At 41.6% G+C, this 16,803-nt stretch carries 10 protein-coding genes; 8 read left to right on the top strand and 2 right to left on the bottom strand.

The annotated features are described in order from the left end of the window. The first annotated feature begins 19 nt into the window (after positions 1–19). The 4 genes from ACYRY3_RS36835 to ACYRY3_RS36820 all read left to right on the top strand — a co-directional run bounded on the left by ACYRY3_RS36835 (position 20) and on the right by ACYRY3_RS36820 (position 4,477). Positions 20–2,476, top strand: coding sequence for a dynamin family protein (locus ACYRY3_RS36835; RefSeq protein ID WP_460206678.1), 2,457 nt, complete (start codon positions 20–22; stop codon positions 2,474–2,476). 454 nt (positions 2,477–2,930) lie between these two features. Further along, positions 2,931–3,335, top strand: a complete 405-nt coding sequence (locus ACYRY3_RS36830) for a KGK domain-containing protein (RefSeq protein WP_460206677.1) — start codon at positions 2,931–2,933, stop codon at positions 3,333–3,335. Between the two features lie 75 nt (positions 3,336–3,410). Next, positions 3,411–3,941, top strand: a complete 531-nt coding sequence (locus ACYRY3_RS36825) for a KGK domain-containing protein (protein ID WP_460206676.1) — start codon at positions 3,411–3,413, stop codon at positions 3,939–3,941. A gap of 293 nt (positions 3,942–4,234) precedes the next feature. Next, a complete protein-coding gene (locus ACYRY3_RS36820; protein ID WP_460206675.1) occupies positions 4,235–4,477 on the top strand; it encodes an HNH endonuclease in 243 nt (80 codons plus the stop codon). 84 nt (positions 4,478–4,561) lie between these two features. On the opposite strand, the gene ACYRY3_RS36815 is transcribed toward ACYRY3_RS36820, so the two are convergent. Beyond that, a complete protein-coding gene (locus tag ACYRY3_RS36815; RefSeq protein WP_460206674.1) occupies positions 4,562–7,273 on the bottom strand; it encodes a DUF3536 domain-containing protein in 2,712 nt (903 codons plus the stop codon). Between the two features lie 569 nt (positions 7,274–7,842). Between ACYRY3_RS36815 and cax the strand changes: the two genes are divergently transcribed. The 4 genes from cax (at position 7,843) to ACYRY3_RS36795 (ending at position 13,316) form a co-directional block, all read left to right on the top strand. Then, positions 7,843–8,919 (top strand): calcium/proton exchanger, encoded by a 1,077-nt coding sequence (cax, locus tag ACYRY3_RS36810; RefSeq protein ID WP_460206673.1) that lies wholly within the window; start codon positions 7,843–7,845, stop codon positions 8,917–8,919. 451 nt (positions 8,920–9,370) lie between these two features. After that, on the top strand, positions 9,371–9,697 hold the full coding sequence (locus ACYRY3_RS36805) for a peptidoglycan-binding domain-containing protein (RefSeq protein WP_460206672.1): 327 nt from the start codon (positions 9,371–9,373) through the stop codon (positions 9,695–9,697). An 82-nt stretch (positions 9,698–9,779) separates the two neighbouring features. Then, the gene (locus tag ACYRY3_RS36800) at positions 9,780–10,028 is read left to right on the top strand and encodes a peptidoglycan-binding domain-containing protein (RefSeq protein WP_460206671.1); all 249 of its coding nucleotides are present in this window, start codon (positions 9,780–9,782) and stop codon (positions 10,026–10,028) included. An 879-nt stretch (positions 10,029–10,907) separates the two neighbouring features. Beyond that, positions 10,908–13,316, top strand: a complete 2,409-nt coding sequence (locus ACYRY3_RS36795; protein WP_460206670.1) for a two-partner secretion domain-containing protein — start codon at positions 10,908–10,910, stop codon at positions 13,314–13,316. Positions 13,317–13,374: 58 nt separating this feature from the next. Here ACYRY3_RS36795 and ACYRY3_RS36790 read toward each other — a convergent pair whose 3' ends face one another. Next, positions 13,375–15,912 carry a two-partner secretion domain-containing protein gene (locus ACYRY3_RS36790; RefSeq protein WP_460206669.1) on the bottom strand — a complete coding sequence of 846 codons (2,538 nt, stop codon included), beginning with the start codon at positions 15,910–15,912 and terminating at the stop codon, positions 13,375–13,377. Positions 15,913–16,803 lie beyond the last annotated feature (891 nt).

The raw sequence follows: 16,803 nt of genomic DNA, 5'->3' as shown, positions 1-16,803 counted from the left end.
TATTTTCAGGATGCTAATTATGCAAGGGCTACCGCTCCAGTGTAAAAATTTGAAGGAGCAAGTTGATTCTATATTACAACTTATACAACAAGAACCGTTTTTACGTTCCTATGATGTGACATCGGTACAAACGTCTCTAGCTAAAGCGATTTCTCCCAGGTTCGAGATAGTGTTTGCAGGAGCATTTAGTGCTGGCAAATCTATGTTAATCAATGCCCTTTTAGAACGAGAATTGCTATATAGTGCAGAGGGACATGCCACCGGCACGGAATGTAAAATTGAGTATGCAGACGCTGATAAAGAACGAGTCGTTTTAACTTTTTTAAGTGAAGCGGAGATTAGAGAACAGGCGGTTTTTCTTTGTCAGCAGTTAAGGTTTACGACAATTGCGAATATCAATCAAGCGGAAATTATTCATCTGCTTCGCCAAGGATGCGACACTATTATTCAGCAGGAGGGTGGTGAGAGTCAATCAGAACGGGCGAAGCAGGCGAAAGCGTTGATGTTGCTTCTTGAGGGGTATGTGGCAAACCGCCAACACATTCATACGGTGAATAATGCTACGTACTCTATGGAACAATTTAACTTTATAAATCTTAAAGAAGCAGCGGGATATGCTCGTCGTGGAAGTAACAGTGCTGTTTTGAAGCGGATAGAGTATTACTGCCATCATCCTCTGCTACAGGATGGTAACGTCATTATCGACACTCCGGGGATTGATGCCCCAGTGGAGAAAGATTCTCAAATAACTTATGATAAAATAAGAGATTCTGATACTTCAGCGGTGATTTGTGTGTTGAAACCTGCGTCTGCTGGCGATATGACCAAAGAAGAAACAGAACTGTTAGAAACAATGCGGGAAAATCCAGGAATACGCGATCGCGTGTTTTATGTCTTTAACCGCATTGATGAAACTTGGTACAATTCTCAGCTAAGGCAGCGCCTAGACGATCTGATTTGCGGGCAGTTTCGCGATAGCAATAGAGTTTTTAAGACCAGTGGGCTGCTTGGATTTTACGGCAGTCAGATTAAACAGACAACGCAACAGGATAGGTTTGGTTTAGATTCAATCTTCTGTGAAAGTGTCAAGGGATTGAATGGCAATGAAGAAACACCACAGTTTATCAACGAGTTTTTGCGGTATTGTGCTAACTCTGGTAAGCTTTCCTCCAGCCAGTTTCGTATTTCGGTCAATAGCTTTGAGACCCCAAATCAGAATTATGTCAGGATTGTCAGCGAACAGGGAACACCACTCATCCACCAGCTAATCCAAGATAGCGGCATAGAAGAGTTTAGAACTGCCATTACTCGCTACTTGACACAGGAGAAGCGTCCTCAATTATTTAAAAATCTGGCGAATGATTTAGAAGATGTTTGCATTCAACTGAAAAAACACTATCAAAACATACAAAGGGAGTTAGATAGTCAACCGCAAGAAATTGAGGCAATGAAGGCACAGGAGTTACAACGGCTGAACCCGCAATTACAGCAAGTTGGCAATGATTTCCGCTCTTCAATTGCAGAAGAAGTGAATAAACTCATTACAAATGATTGTCACTCATTTGAAGCAGATTTTCGGCAATTACAATCCCGGATGATCCGCCGTTTAGATGAATTGCTAGACACCTTCTCTGTTGCAGATGCCTATCGTCGTGCTACTATGAGTCACTCACGCAACGCAACAGCACCTTTAATTGCCATTTTAGTTGAGGCACTTTATTACCTAGCAAATCAGTTGGAAGACGTTTTAGTGGAATCTTCTCAAGAAGTTGTTGCCAATTTTTTCCAGAGATTGATTGAGAAAACTCGCAAGTCGGAATACTATCGTCAATTGTATCGCCTGCTAGGCAATGATGGTGGAATTGAGCAACAGTTAAAACTTTTGGAAAAGGAGGTAGCCAATGCTTTGGTAAGTGCAGCTAGAGTAGAATGCGATCGCTTTGTGAGAGAAAGCCCGAGATTTTACGATGAAGGAACTTTTTCAATATACCAGTTCCGCCAAACTTTGCTACAAACATCTCAAGCTTACGATTGTGAAAGCATGGTAGAGGCAGAACCAGCAATTAGACAGTTATTAAAGTTAGATTTTGAACCAAAGGTTACTCAAACCATTCGTAAAACTTTCCGCCAAACCATAAACCAAATCCTCAAAACTCAGCTGTTACCAATGTCAGATAGACAATCTGATGAAATTTTGCAGCAGTATTCTCAAGCACGCACTTATTTAGAGCAAACATTAGAAAGAGAAGCTGAGGAAAAAATCATCACAAATCGGCATTTACTGAGTGTTGTTGAGCAAAAAATAGCAGCTTACAATTCAGCCGTTGCCAGTATCAATATCTGTGTTCAGACGATGCAACTGTATGATTGTTTGTTACCTACTATCGGTCATTTAGATGCAGAAAGAGTTGATATGAGTTTTTTTAATAACCCTTTAATTGAATCTGATGGAACAGTTAAATCTACAAAATTGTAGGCTTCAATACATCTTATACGCAAATAAATAATGTAAGTTATATTATCTGTGCTTTTTCTCTCCTTCCCTTACTATGACTTGGCAATAAATATCTATTGCTAGTATTGAGCATTCCCTCATGACATGAAAATTTCTCACGCTTAGGCTCCTACTTTCACTTTAACTCCTTGCTCGTTCTTATCCTTTGAATAGGAACGTTTGGATAGAGGTTTTGTCTCTACTTTACGTCCGGAAATCTTTAATCGGAAAGAAATGTTTCAATGAATCTTTGAAATGGTTGGGAAACAAGCAATAAAAGAGGTTATTATGAGCGATCGCTTTCAGTTTTGGTCCGAAAAAGGTTTGATTTTGAGCCTAAATATGACAACTTCAGCTGCATATTGACGATTTTTCTTTTACAAAAATACAATTTTGCAAATAATTCGTATAATATTTTCATTACCGGAAGATTAATATGAAAGAAACAATAAATTTTACTGAATGCAATGATAATGATGTTTTATCATTCCAAGATACCACGTTTAAAGTTGCTAAGTTTAGAAAAGCGGTGAATGAAGCATTTAACAGTGATTTAGGAAGAAAATTTACAGACGAATTAATTCAGCAAGGAATCTATATAAATCCCGATCAATTACATCCTGAGGGTTTGTGGGCAACCTATAAGAATTGGTTTCAAGAGGGCATTGATTGTGAAGTTCTTGGTCCGGGTTTTAAAAGCTGGAAAAAAGGAAAAGTCAAAATTAAGATCGCTATTGAATTTTTATTAGAAGAAGAAGGCTTAGAAAATAATTCTTCTGAATCCCCTCTTGATGAGATTCGACGTAAAAATAAACTAGGTAAAACTATGAACGACTCATAAGATTTCAAAATGTTTTTGCTCTTAATAATGTTCTAATATTGCATTTTAACTAAAAACTAGGAGGGTCATCTTAATATGCTACATAGGAAATTTAAACAATTAGACGGATCTAACGACATCATTTTTATAGAAAATAAAATTTTTTATGCCAATCAAATCATTAATCAAATGATTCAAGATTTTGAACCCAAAGGAAATGATTTAAATTTTTCATGCAAAGATTCATTTATCAAAAAATACTTTAAACAGAAAAATGTTCAAGGCATATTCAATCGAGTGGAATGGAAGTTTACACTTAGGCAAGGAATTAAATGCGAACTTTTTTCACCAAATGATAATGCTAAACAGAAAGGCAAGCTTGAAATTAGGGTAATAGTCAATTTTTCTCTATTAAAGAAACAAGATTTTCCAATGCTTGCTGATGATGATATGAATGATATGTACGATACTCTCACTATTGAAGATAGAAAACGATTAGAAAATTTGGAGATAAAAGTTTCATTAGATTTTTGCCCTGATGAATTGGAAGTTGAAGAAACTCTTGTAAATGATAAACCTCAACAATCTATCAATAATATTTATTGGATGGTAAATCACTATAAGTAAATCAAATATTGAGAAGCCCTGTTTTTTAAGTAGCTTGGTATACTGACATCTTGCACCTTCGAGTGGGAAGAGGTGTGCAGCATAGCTACGATCGGGATCGGCTTTTTGGGCTTTGATTTTTGCAATAAGGTGATGGTGCAAGATATGAGTATAAATAAAGTTAACAGATTAAGGTCGTCCTTTGTCAGGGCAATATCATTTTTACAGCCCTTAACATACCTGATTTTATTTCTGCCCACCCACTTACAAACTAGGTTCATTAGTTGCTCTTCCTACATAATCCAAGGATATTCATGACTAAAACTAGCCGTATTTCCATTCCCCTAGAGGTAAGGAGATATGTATTTCAGCGGGACAAATACCAATGCCAAAGTTGTGGTAAATCTGACCAAGAAAACCTGACTATCGACCATATTATTCCTCTAGCCGGAGGCGGCAAGAACGACATTAGTAACCTGCAAACGCTTTGCTTGATTTGCAATCAGCAGAAAAAACACCATTTCGATCCCCGCTTCCGGCAACATTTTGATTTGTAGCAGATTCAGCGGATAGTCGATCTGTTAATCCCACAGACCGCCTAGTCCGTTACATCTGTTTGTATTTTGTTGCTGTATGCCTTGCTAACCTAGCTTACTCAACCAAGTATGAACATCTACTCCCAACTTCTGCCCCATCTCTAACAACCGACGGCAATAAGTTGTTTTGTCTCCACTGTCAATTCTAGCTGCTACTTGGGGAAGGATTTGACTGTGCAAACAGGTGAAGTATAGCTCTTGGGCTCGGTCAAGTGAAATACCAATGTTAAGCTGATACCCCACATCTATCAATCTTTCTAACTGTTGAATATCTGCATCAGATTTACCGCCGGGATCGTGCAACAGTTGCCAGAGAGAACACAGTACAAGTTTCTCTAACATCTGCTTGCCTTCAGGAATGTTGAGCCGACAATGCAAATGTTTGGATTCCGTGGCAATTGCTTCTAACTCTACAATATGGTTCCAACTAGATGTCAGTTCGGCTATATCTTGCTCTAAGGCACGTAATGTCATCGTACACCGATACCCTAAGGAGATCTCGGCTGCTACCTGTAATTCCTGCGGTACTGGTAATCCATCGCGATGGAATGCCATCAATATGCCGTAATTATCCCGGTATGTTTGTGTGTACAGCTGGTCTAGCCGTGTCAGAGTTTCCTGACTCAATAGGTGCATAAGTCGGTGGCGTTCTTCGGCAAATAAGTTTTGTAAGCTGAAAGCCTCTTCACCAAACAATTGCGTCATCACCAAAATCGCGTGTGCTGCACTCGCTTGATGCAGCGCCCCAAACAATTTCTCCTTTAACTGGCTGTAAGCACGTCGTCCCAGGAAAGGTTGAATGCAGCAGTGGAAATCCCAGCCACCTAGGTGGAGAACAGCAAAAACGAGATGTTCGCTTTCCCAAGTAATTTCTGACACTAAATTCAAATTGCCCACAGCTAAAGTCAGGGAACCCATGCGTTGAAGCTGGTAATCTAGTTCGTTGACTGTATAGCAATAAGCCCTCTTTTGATAAGAAGGTATATGTTTTGTGGAGCCATTGCTTCGGTTTTGTAGATTTTGTGAAGATCTTGTTTGCACTATCTCTACAGGTTTGTGATTGACAAACAATGAAGTAATGGCATAGTGGGCAGCTACTTGCTTAAAGCTAACTTGGGCTGTCAGCACGAGTTGTCGGTAAACTTCAGCTCCATGTTTAAAGCATTCAACATTACTGATGGCTGCAGCAAGGCGTTTGAGAAAACCTTTCTCTAACTGCACGCCCGTAACATCTCCAGCAAGTTCCAAAGCACGGGCAGCATAACGAAGAATCTGGGTGCCTTCTGGTCGCGAGATTTCTTCAAAAAACCATCCGCAACTTGTAAACATCAGCAAAGCGTGACGTTGCATTTCTAGCAGGCGCAGGGCATCTACTTGTTCGGAAGATGAGAGTTTGTGATTTTGATGGCGGGCAAGGAAACGACTGACGTTTTCGCTAGAGCGATCGCCTATAACTTGTATGTATTCATCGCGTGCCAGCCAGGGATCGCGGAAAAACAGCCTGCCATGTTCTTCATACACCTGGATGAGGCGATCGCGCAACCAATTAAGGGCATCCCGCAGGGGGCGACGCCATTTCTGGTGCCAACTTCCACCACCACCGCAACCACAATCATCTTGCCATCTATCTACACCGTGGGCGCAACTCCAAGCTGTGACTGGTTTGAGTTCCACATACCACGTAGGGGGATTCAAGCTGAGGTAGTGAGCGTAGTTTGTCACTGTCCAACCCCAGTGGGAAAATTCCTTTGTAAATGCGTAGGCTAGTGTTTTTTCAGTTCCTCCTTTGTGGTGTCCAAAGGTTTCCCCATCTGTGGCTACGGAAATTAGCTGTGCGGGACGGTGATCCCCGCGCACTGCCGAACCAATGCGTCCTGCCAAGTGGTTGGAATTGTAGAGGACATCACTAAAGCCCATATCCCTTGAGATCGGACCATCGTAGAAGAAGATATCGATGTAAGGTTCGTCCTTTGTGATTTGTCCAGTGTCATTTTCTTTTGAGGAATGACTGTCCTTTAAGAAACACCTATAGGGGCGTGTGGGATCGATCTGGGCACCTCCAACTTCATGCCATTCAGGGTCGGGATCGTCCTTTGTGGGAATGAGACGACAGCGCTGTGCTTGCGATGGGGCAAGAATAATAAAGCGAATGCCTTCGTCAATTAAGGCTTTTAGGGTTGCATGGTCTACAGCTGTTTCTGCAAGCCACATTCCCTCGGGATCGCGTCCAAAACGGGATCGGAAGTCTTCTTTGCCCCACCGGATTTGAGTGTGTTTGTCCCGCTCGTTTGCAAGGGGCATGATGATGTGGTTATATACTTGCGCGATCGCATTGCCATGCCCGTTCAACCTTTCACAACTCTTGCGGTCTGCTTCTAAAATCCGTTGATACACCTCTACATCGTGACGTTCCAGCCACGACATCAACGTAGGTCCAATATTAAAGCTCAAATACTCATAGTTGTTAACGATCCCCACCACTTCGCCTCGGTCATTTAACACTCGGGCAAAGGCATTGGGACGATAGCATTCGGCGTGAATGCGTTCATTCCAATCATGAAAAGGCGCTGCACCAGGTTGACGTTCAATTGCGTCCAAATAAGGGTTTTCCCGTGGAGGTTGGTAAAAATGCCCGTGGACTGTTACGTATACACCCGTAGCTTGTTTCAGGGGATCGAGCGTTTTGGTGCTTTTTGTAATTTCTTGTGGGATTAAATTTGTACCAGTATTAGCTGGCAATTCAGCAGCTGAAGTCATGGATTTATTATTCCAAATAGTATAGATAAGCTTGCAACTAAGCCCAAGATTAATCTCTATAAACCTTTCTACAGTGGTATTGCAACAACAGTTGGTGCTTTGAGAGCAACTATGAGATACGACCGAGTTCCACGTTTTGCGGTCTTCATGTGGCAGGTAATCTGCATTATCAAGCAGCTTTGCAAATTAAGCAACCATTTACAAGAGCCTCGGTTAACAGGTCTTGTCACTGGAGGTGCCAAAAACTTAATTGTCTTTTAATATATTAAACCGCATCTTTGTTGTAGAATTCGACGTTCAACTGAAATTTTTGCAACGAAAGATTACGAACACGATTTATATCGTAATCTTATTTTACAAATAAACCTCTAGAAAAGAAACAGTGAAATTTCGGAACCCTTCCATTAGGAGGTTGAGAGTATCCTAAGTAAGAAATTGTAGAGAGGTGATAGCACACATCTGTACAATAGACACTTTGAACAGCGTGTTTATCAGGGAGTGAGGAAGATTATTTTTCACTCTTGAGCCCTAACTCTGTTTCCATTAACTCTTTCAACTCAAAATGACATATGTCGGGTAAAAACATTTTCTTTTTAGTTTTGTCCCTATTTATTCCGGTTTCCTTTGCAGCACACTACTTCGAGTGGGAAGACCTCATAGTTTTCGTCACAGCCTGTTTGGCAATTTTGCCCCTAGCAGCATGGATGGGAACAGCTACAGAAGAAATTGCTGTTGTAGTTGGTCCTACCCTAGGAGGACTACTAAACGCCACTTTTGGTAATGCAACGGAACTGATTATTGCCCTGGTTGCCCTAAAAGCCGGACTGGTAGACGTTGTCAAAGCTAGTATTACTGGTTCGATTATCGGGAACTTACTACTAGTTATGGGTTTGGCGATGTTTTTAGGTGGACTGCGCCATAAAGAACAGACATTCCAACCAATAGTAGCGCGGGTAAATGCTTCTTCTATGAATTTAGCAGTGATTGCGATTTTGCTGCCAACAACCATGAAATTTGGTTCTCAAGAAATTAACCCACAAATCTTGCAAAATCTTTCCCTAGCTGTTGCCATAGTCTTAATTATTGTCTACGCCCTCACACTGCTGTTTTCCATGAAAACCCACGCATATCTCTATGAAGTAGGTGTATCGGAAACACTAGACGAAACCAATCACAGCAAACCAAATATTTGGTTGTGGGCAGGGGTGTTGCTAGTATGTACTATTTTAGTTGCACTAGAATCAGAAATGCTGGTCGAGTCTCTGGAAGTTGCTACATCACAGTTAGGTTTGACCGCACTGTTTACGGGGGTCATTCTTGTACCTATTGTTGGCAACGCTGCAGAACATGCTACAGCCGTGACTGTAGCCCTTAAGGATAAAATGGACTTGTCCTTATCCGTGGCGGTGGGATCGAGTATGCAGATTGCCTTATTTGTTGCTCCTGTCCTAGTTTTGGCAGGGCGAGTATTCGGTCAACCTATGGATTTAAATTTCAACCCTTTTGAATTAGTGGCTGTCGCTGTATCAGTGTTAATTGCCAATGGCATTAGTTCTGATGGTAAGTCAAATTGGCTGGAAGGCATATTGCTATTAGCAGCATATACAGTACTGGGGTTTGCCTTTTACTACCTTCCGGTTGTGTAGAGTGTTGGTTAGTTGCCATAAAATCATGGTATTAGCCGCTCGACCAACTTGACCTTAGCAGTAATTCCTCAATGTTATATTTACGCTCTCCATCGCGTGGAGTTGGAGAGCGGGCGGTACCAAGTCCTTCAAAATTTCCGCTTTCAAAGTTCAAAAAACCAGTTCTGGCAAAGCTTATAGCTGCTCTAAGTAAAAAAATCTATATAAAAAGATACAATCAGACCTAAAAATAAAGTTAAAAAAGCCACCAAAATAATATTCTTTTCGCTACAACTGTATCTAGTTGGTAGTGAAAACGAGACCCACAATCCGATTCAAAATAGCAGAGTGAATCTGCGCCTTGGTAGCGAAAGTATTATCCATAGATAGGTAATGCCGTGGTGGGTCTTCTAACACAATTTCACACCAATGAAAAAGTTTTAAATTTTCAACAAGTCACGGAGTGTAAATAATGACACAAGCTGCTGATTTTAATGCAACGCTTGAGGCTGCAGCCCGCTCTGTCAGCCTGCCATTAGTAATCCAGGGTGACAATGGTGATGCCGTGAGATTTATACAACAACTGCTAAACGCTTACAGACCTAAGATTGGGGATGGGAGCGCTGCAGCACTTAAGGAAGACGGAGACTTTGGTCGTAACACTTTTGCGGCTGTCGTCAGATTCCAACAAGAGTACAAAGGAATTATCGGCGATCCAACTTTTCCCGTCGATGGTAAAGTTGGGCCTCTGACTTGGCGTGCTTTGGGCGATTTTGGTTTTCGTCGGTGTCGCCCATAATCGTGACCTGTTAATAGCTAAGAGTTAATAAAGAAAAAGAGTCAAATCAACATCGTTCAAACAAAGATAGGAAAGGTAGATCATGGCTCAAAAGAGTTTGCCGACACTGCAAAATGGTTCCACTGGTGAAGCTGTAAGATTGCTACAACAACTGTTAATTACTTTTGGCAGGCTGGATAATAGCAGTTTTGATGCAATTTTTGGTCCCAAGACAGAGAGTGCTGTCAAACAGTTCCAAACAGAAAGTAATTTGCAAGTCGATGGCATAGTTGGTCAACAAACCTGGTCTGCATTAGGTAACCAGGCTAAAAATAACTGTGCACAGAGCTAGTACAAAAAGGCTCTCTGTATGAAGGCTAAAGGATGAAAGTAAAAGGCTTATACTGCAGGCTTTACAACGAGCGTGCAATAATAGCCTGGTTTTCGCGCCCTTTGTACTAGTCATTTTTGGTTTGGAGGTGCTTGTTTCACTTTGAAACCTGAAAATTAGGATTTAGCTTAATCGGTCATTCATCCCACATCTGACCGAAGGCAGTGTGGGATGAATGACCAGTTCTGCGTTAGGGAGACGGTCAATCCAATCTTCAACTATGGAAGTGATTGTTTTATCCTTGCTTGCTGCATATAAACGCCCAGCTTGCTGGAGTCACTGGAGGAGGGAACCCCTTTACCGCGAGTGGAGCCTGTGTAAGACCTGCAAATCGCAAGATTTAAAGGCAACGGTCTATGAAGCTCGAAGCCCATCACTTACCGCGCTTTTCGGTAGTGTGGGTAGTTCACACTTACCGCAAAGTTGTCTGTAACTCAAGACAGTTCAGTTAAGGTTAATGTGTAAAAAATTACGTGTGTAGGGACGCGCCTTGGCTCGTCTCTACTTTGTGTTCCTAACCCGGATTTTAGTTTTATCTAAATCGTATCGATCTATAACTCATAACTCATAGATAATCTTACACAACAAGGATTATTTATGAGTTCTTTTTATTAAGCTATCTTAAAAGCGCGTACATTTTGTCAGTACACTAAAGATTGAAAATCAAAAAAATAGAATAATAATCACAAACTTGGCTTGGGGGAGAGGCGACGACAAGTTAGCTAATTGTGTTGATGGATGTAGTTACTTTAAATTTTTGAAAAACGACTTCTCAATGAGAAGCTTTTAAGAAAAACTAGAAAATAAATAAAATTTTGAATTCAAAATTTGAAATTGATTATGAGACAGAATATGCGATCGCAGTTTCTCATAACCATACCCCTAGTCAGCGTGGGATGGATTGCTTCTATAAACACTGCCAAAGCCCAAATCATTCCAGATAACAGTCTCGGAAATGAAAGTTCAGTCGTGACTCCCAATGTAGAGATTAATAGCATTCTTAGCGATCGCATTGATGGTGGTGCAACTCGCGGGACAAACCTGTTCCACAGTTTTCAGGAATTCAATGTGGGTGAAAATAGAAGTGTCTATTTCAATCCATCAAGTAACATTCAGAATATTTTAACTCGAGTCACGGGAACTAACCCCTCAAATATTCTTGGGGAATTGGGTATTATATCTGGCAACGCTAACCTATTTTTCATCAATCCCAATGGCATTATCTTTGGGGAAAAGGCTTCTTTAAATGTGAGAGGTTCATTTCTAGGCAGTACAGCCAACAGTTTATTGTTTGACAATGGTTTTGAATTTAGCGCTACTAACCCAGCTGCACCGCCAATCTTAACCGTGAATATTCCTATTGGCTTGCGATTTCGGGAAAATCCGGGAGCAATTAACGTCCGAGGAACAACAGGTAACGCTCTTACCTTCAATGTACAAACTTTCGAGTTTCAAAGAAATCAAACTCCTGATACTGATGGTCTTAAGGTGCAATCCGGTCAAACTCTTGCCCTTGTAGGAGGTGGCGTGACGCTAGATAAAGGGAATCTCATGACAGATGGAGGAAGGATTGAAGTGGGGAGTGTCGCTGGTTCTAGCCTAGTCAGTCTAACAAGTACAGACAAAGGCTGGAGGTTGGGATACTCAGGTGTGACTTCCTTCCAAGACATCCTACTGTCTCAAAAGGCATCAATAGATGCAAGTAGTAGTCAGGGTAGCGGGGAGATCCAAGTACAGGGCAGAAACATAAAACTTACCGATGGTTCAGCCATTGTTGCTTTTACCGGGTCACAACCAGGAGGAACTGTGAGTGTGAACGCTTCTGACTCACTCGAAGTAACGGGAGTGTCAGTCAATGATTCGGTTCCCAGCACTTTATATACTGCTGTCTCCCCAGAAGCTCAGGGTACTGGTGGCGATTTAATTCTGGAAACAAGGCGGTTCATTGTCCAAGGAGGCGCACAGATCGGAGCTGATACCTATGGTGCAGGTAAGGCAGGTAACGTGGTGCTCAAAGCCTCCGAAACTGTGGAACTAAAAGGCACCTCAGCAGATGATATTATTCCCACTGCATTAGGTACGGTTGTTCAGGTAGGAGCCACGGGTGCAGGTGCCAAGTTAAGCGTAGACACACGACGGCTCACAGTTCAAGATGGAGCACAGCTAGTGACTTTTACTTTTAGCAGCGGGACAGCAGCCAATATAGTAGTAAAAGCATCTGAGTCAGCAGAATTCATTGGTACATCGTCGGGTGGTACGTGGAGCAGCGCCTTATCTAGTTCAGTCAATCCTAATTCAGTCTTACCAGAAGCCAAAGGTAATGGTGGCATTATCAACCTAGAAACTTCACGGTTAATCGTTCGGGATGGCGCTGAAATAACCGTAAGCAGTCTAGGTCTAAATTCAGGTGATGCCGGTGACCTTCAAGTCACAGCTGATTCCATAAATCTGGACAATGGAAGTATTAACGCTGCCTCTAACTCAGGAAATGGGGGTAATATTAACTTGGAAGTACAAGATTTCTTGCTGATGCGTAACAGCAGTCTAATCTCTGCTAACGCAGGTACAGAGGAAACTGGCGGTGGTAACGGCGGCAACATCTTTATCAACAACCTCCCCGGTTACCGAGGCTTTGTGATTGCCAGACCCAATGAAAACAACGATATTACTGCTAATGCTTTTAGGGGTCAGGGCGGTCAGGTGCTTATCAATTCAAATGGCATTTATGGATTTGTGTCTCGCAGCCGTCAAGACTTAGAGAGGTTGAGTCCAAATGATTTAAACCCAAGACTGATACCTACTAATGAAATTACTGCCATTTCGCGACAAAATCCGTCTTTGAGCGGCACTGTCACTCTCACCACCCCAGAAGTCGATCCCAGTCGGGGGTTAATTAAATTGCCAGAGAACGTCATAGACCCCACACAACAGATTGCCCAAAATCCATGTCAGCAGGGTGCAAAAAGTGAACTGATTGTTACTGGACGAGGCGGATTACCACCTAGCCCCAATCAAACCATTAGTAGTGACAACGTTCGCATTGATTTGCTAGAGCCTGTTGCCAACACAAGGAACTCTAATACTACAACTCAGAATCAACTATATCCTAGTTCAATAGTCAAACAAATAGTACCTGCCCAAGGATGGATTTTTAACGAAAGGGGTAAGGTAGTTCTCACAGCAATTGACCCCACCAGCACTGGCTTCCAACGCTCCTGGCAAACACCTACAGCTTGCCCTGCATTTTAATCATAAATTCAGGGTGCCCTCAATTAACGTGAATTCTACGGGTCGCTAAGCGCAAGTTTCACTGAGCATTTTCGACACGACAACTGCTTGGTAATTTTGGCGATCGCTGTGAGGTAATTTGATTGGGATTGTAAGCGACAAGAATGATTTTACCCCTTTCATTCAAGACCCATCCTTGAGCGGGTATGATTTGTTTGGCAGTGGAACTGGGACTAGCTGAAGGCTGAACTCTAGTTGCGCTATTAGAATTCCCCGTACTAGCGACAGCCTCAAGCAAATCAACGCGAACATTCTCACTTCCCAGAATTTGATTGGGGCTTGGTGGCAAACCTCCTCGTCCAGTCACAACGAATCTACTAGCAACACTTTGCTGACAGGGATTTTGGGCAATCTGCTGTGTGGGGTCTATGACATTCTCTGGAAATTCTACTAATTCTTCACTGGGATCGACCTCTGGGTTATTGATTTGCACTGCACCATCCAAAGAGGGATTTTGTTGTGAAAAAGCAGCAATATCACTTGTAGAAAACAGAGATGTCACAGGTGGCTCGTCAATATTAGGTTCACGGTTAGCTAAGCTCCTGAGTTCTTCTATTTTTTGTCGGCTCAGTACGGCTATACCAAAAAGATTACCTTCTGTATTAATTCTGATTTTGCCAGCATTAGCTTCTTGAGCATTTGCGGTAATATCACTATTTTCTAAACCTACTAGATTGCCAGTGTTAATCGTGATGTTACCTCCTGTAGCTAGACCTCTGGCATCAGTACTAATGTAGCTACCACGACGTAGAATTAAGTTGCGAGAGTTTAGAGTGATATTACCTTCTCCACCTCCACCTGTAGTCAAGGCGCGGATAGATGCATCATTATCTAATTTAATGTCCTCAGAGGTTGTAACTGTAATGTTGCCTGCTGAACCTTGGTTTCTATTGGTAACAGAGACCCTACCACCGTTAAGAGAAAGCGATCGCGCAGTCACATTAACGTTACCTCCGATGCCTGCTGCATTGTTTTCTACACTGCTAAAAATACCACTCTTGCGAGTTTGGTTGCTCACAGTTCCTTCCCCATCAATGGAGATCTTGCCCGTAGCGTTAATTGTAATGGTGCCTCCACTATTGTTTGCATTCCGATTACTAAAGATACTGCTACCGATTTGAGAGCCATTTTTCAGTTCTAGGTTATTTGTGGTGACGGAGATGTTACCCGCATTGCCATTGCCAGTGAGTTGCACATTAGAGAATATTCCACTAGCTCCATCTAAGGTCATGGTACTGGCTGTAATTGCCATGCTTCCTGCGTTGCCATTCTTGAAGGTGCTAGCTGCTATTTGTGCTCCATTGGTTATCGATAATGAATTGGTATCGATTTTTATGCCACCGACTTGCCCACTTCCGGTATTGTTATTTGCTGCTCCAATGTTGTTAAAAATTCCTGTAAATTGTTGCGTTCCTGCTAAAGAAACTTCTTTGGCAACTATCTCCACTCGACCTGCACTTCCGTTTCCCATCGGTAGAACGTTAGCAATAATTTGAGAGCCTGAGACAGAGAGTTTATCGGTGTTGATGATGACGTCGCCTGTATTTCCAGTGCCGCCATTATTGTTTCTAATCATACTACCGCTACTGACATTGACTGACTCTTTTGCATTAATCTCAACATTCCCTCGCTGAGTGTTACTGGCAGAGATTCCCGTTCGGATTCCAGACTCAATAATCACACTGCCCGAAAGCTCTAAATTTTTAGCGTTGATACCAATCGAGCCTTCGCCGCGATCGTTGACACTGACCACTGAGCGATTAGTCAGGGAGACATTGCTGCGCTCTAATTCTTGTGGAAAACTCAATCGCAGATTGTTGCCATTCACTGCCAGTGTGACTTCACCTGTGGCTGCAACCCCTCCCAACTCTACTCGACCATTGGGCGCTTGAAGTACAGCGCCATTGAGTTTGACTTCACCGCCTACCAATGCTATCGCTCTACCGGATCTGACGCTTAGACCACCAGGAATTGGGTTACTGACGAGTCCGGATTCAACACTGATGCTGGTGGGATTGTTGCGAAATTGCAAGCCATTGGGAATATTCACTGCTAAGAGTGGTGTTGTGGGATTGGTAGCACTGAAGAGACTGCCATCCGGAAACTTGAAACTGCTGGCTGTACTGGCTAAAAATGAACCTCTCACATCCAAAGAAGCATTTTCTCCAAACATGATGCCATTGGGGTTAATGAACAACAGGTTCGCTGTGCTGTTTTCCACACCCAAAACTCCTTGAATGTTGGAGGGATTATTCCCTGTGACGCGAGTCAGAATGTTGAGAATGTTACCTGCAGGTGCAAAGTATGCTCCTCTGCCTGCATCTACATTGAATTGTTCAAAACTGTGAAACAGAGTTGCATCGCGAGTTGCACCGCCAGAAATGCGGGTGCTGTTAGTTTCATTAATGACAACATTGGGTGTCACAACCGAACTTTCTGTACCTAGTGTGTTATCCGGAACAATTTGCCCTCTTGCAGGAGCCATTAATGCAAAACTTCCTACAACCCATAGAGGTCCAATATATAAAAATAATGTATGCTTACTTTGTGCCATCATTATAATTCCTTATATTAAGTTTGAAAGCGGCTAGAGATTTGTCAACTTTAGATCTTAAAAACAATACCTTTGTCGAGAATCCTGCGTACAACAAACTTGACACTCTACGAGTTTTCTACCATTTTGATTAAGTTAGTCAGATTCCCGACCACTGGGAGAAGTTGGCGATCGCCCAGCATCCCAAACTCAGTGTAGTTCACTACTTATCCTTTAGTTCTTCTCAAGATAATCTTAATGGTTGTATCTAGTAGATAGCTCAAAGAATTTTCATCAATTTAATTATCTAATAAGTTGCTGACATTGAAGCAGAATCACTGTCTGAGTTGATTTCCTACAAAGTCTACTGCTGCAAGCTTTGTTTGTGCAGTCATCAATTTTATTTATTTTTATTTTTTAATTTTTTTGTTAATAATTGTTGCAAAAATAAGAGAGTTTCGTTATGAGGGTTAGTTAAAGGGTCATTTTTTTAAAAAATAACTTCATACAAAAGAAAAAAAATTCTTTTTTCTTTGTATACTACATAAATCTTTAAGAAAGATGAAATATCGAAAAGTAACGTAAAATACAAAAATTAATATGTATGAAAACTTCTTTTCTCATAGCTAAGTTTGAAGATAAAGACAGCAGCGATCGCTTTTGTTTAATTCAATTTAACGCCATTTTATACGTACATTAGACTTAACATACAACATCTTACTGTTCGAGTACTTAAAGTTTTGTTTAAATTGTGCGGACAATTATGTATAAATACTTACAGGTAGAAATGGTTGTTTTTAGAAGCTTTTCAATTCTTTTGAAGTATTTATATAAAGATTGTGTGAATTTCTCTTAGTAGTTATACGTATGTTGTAAATTAAGGTTGCAGAATAAAAGTAGCAAGTTTATAAACAA

It is taken from the genome of Scytonema sp. NUACC21, from assembly GCF_054684315.1.
This window is presented reverse-complemented; position numbering and strand designations above follow the sequence as displayed.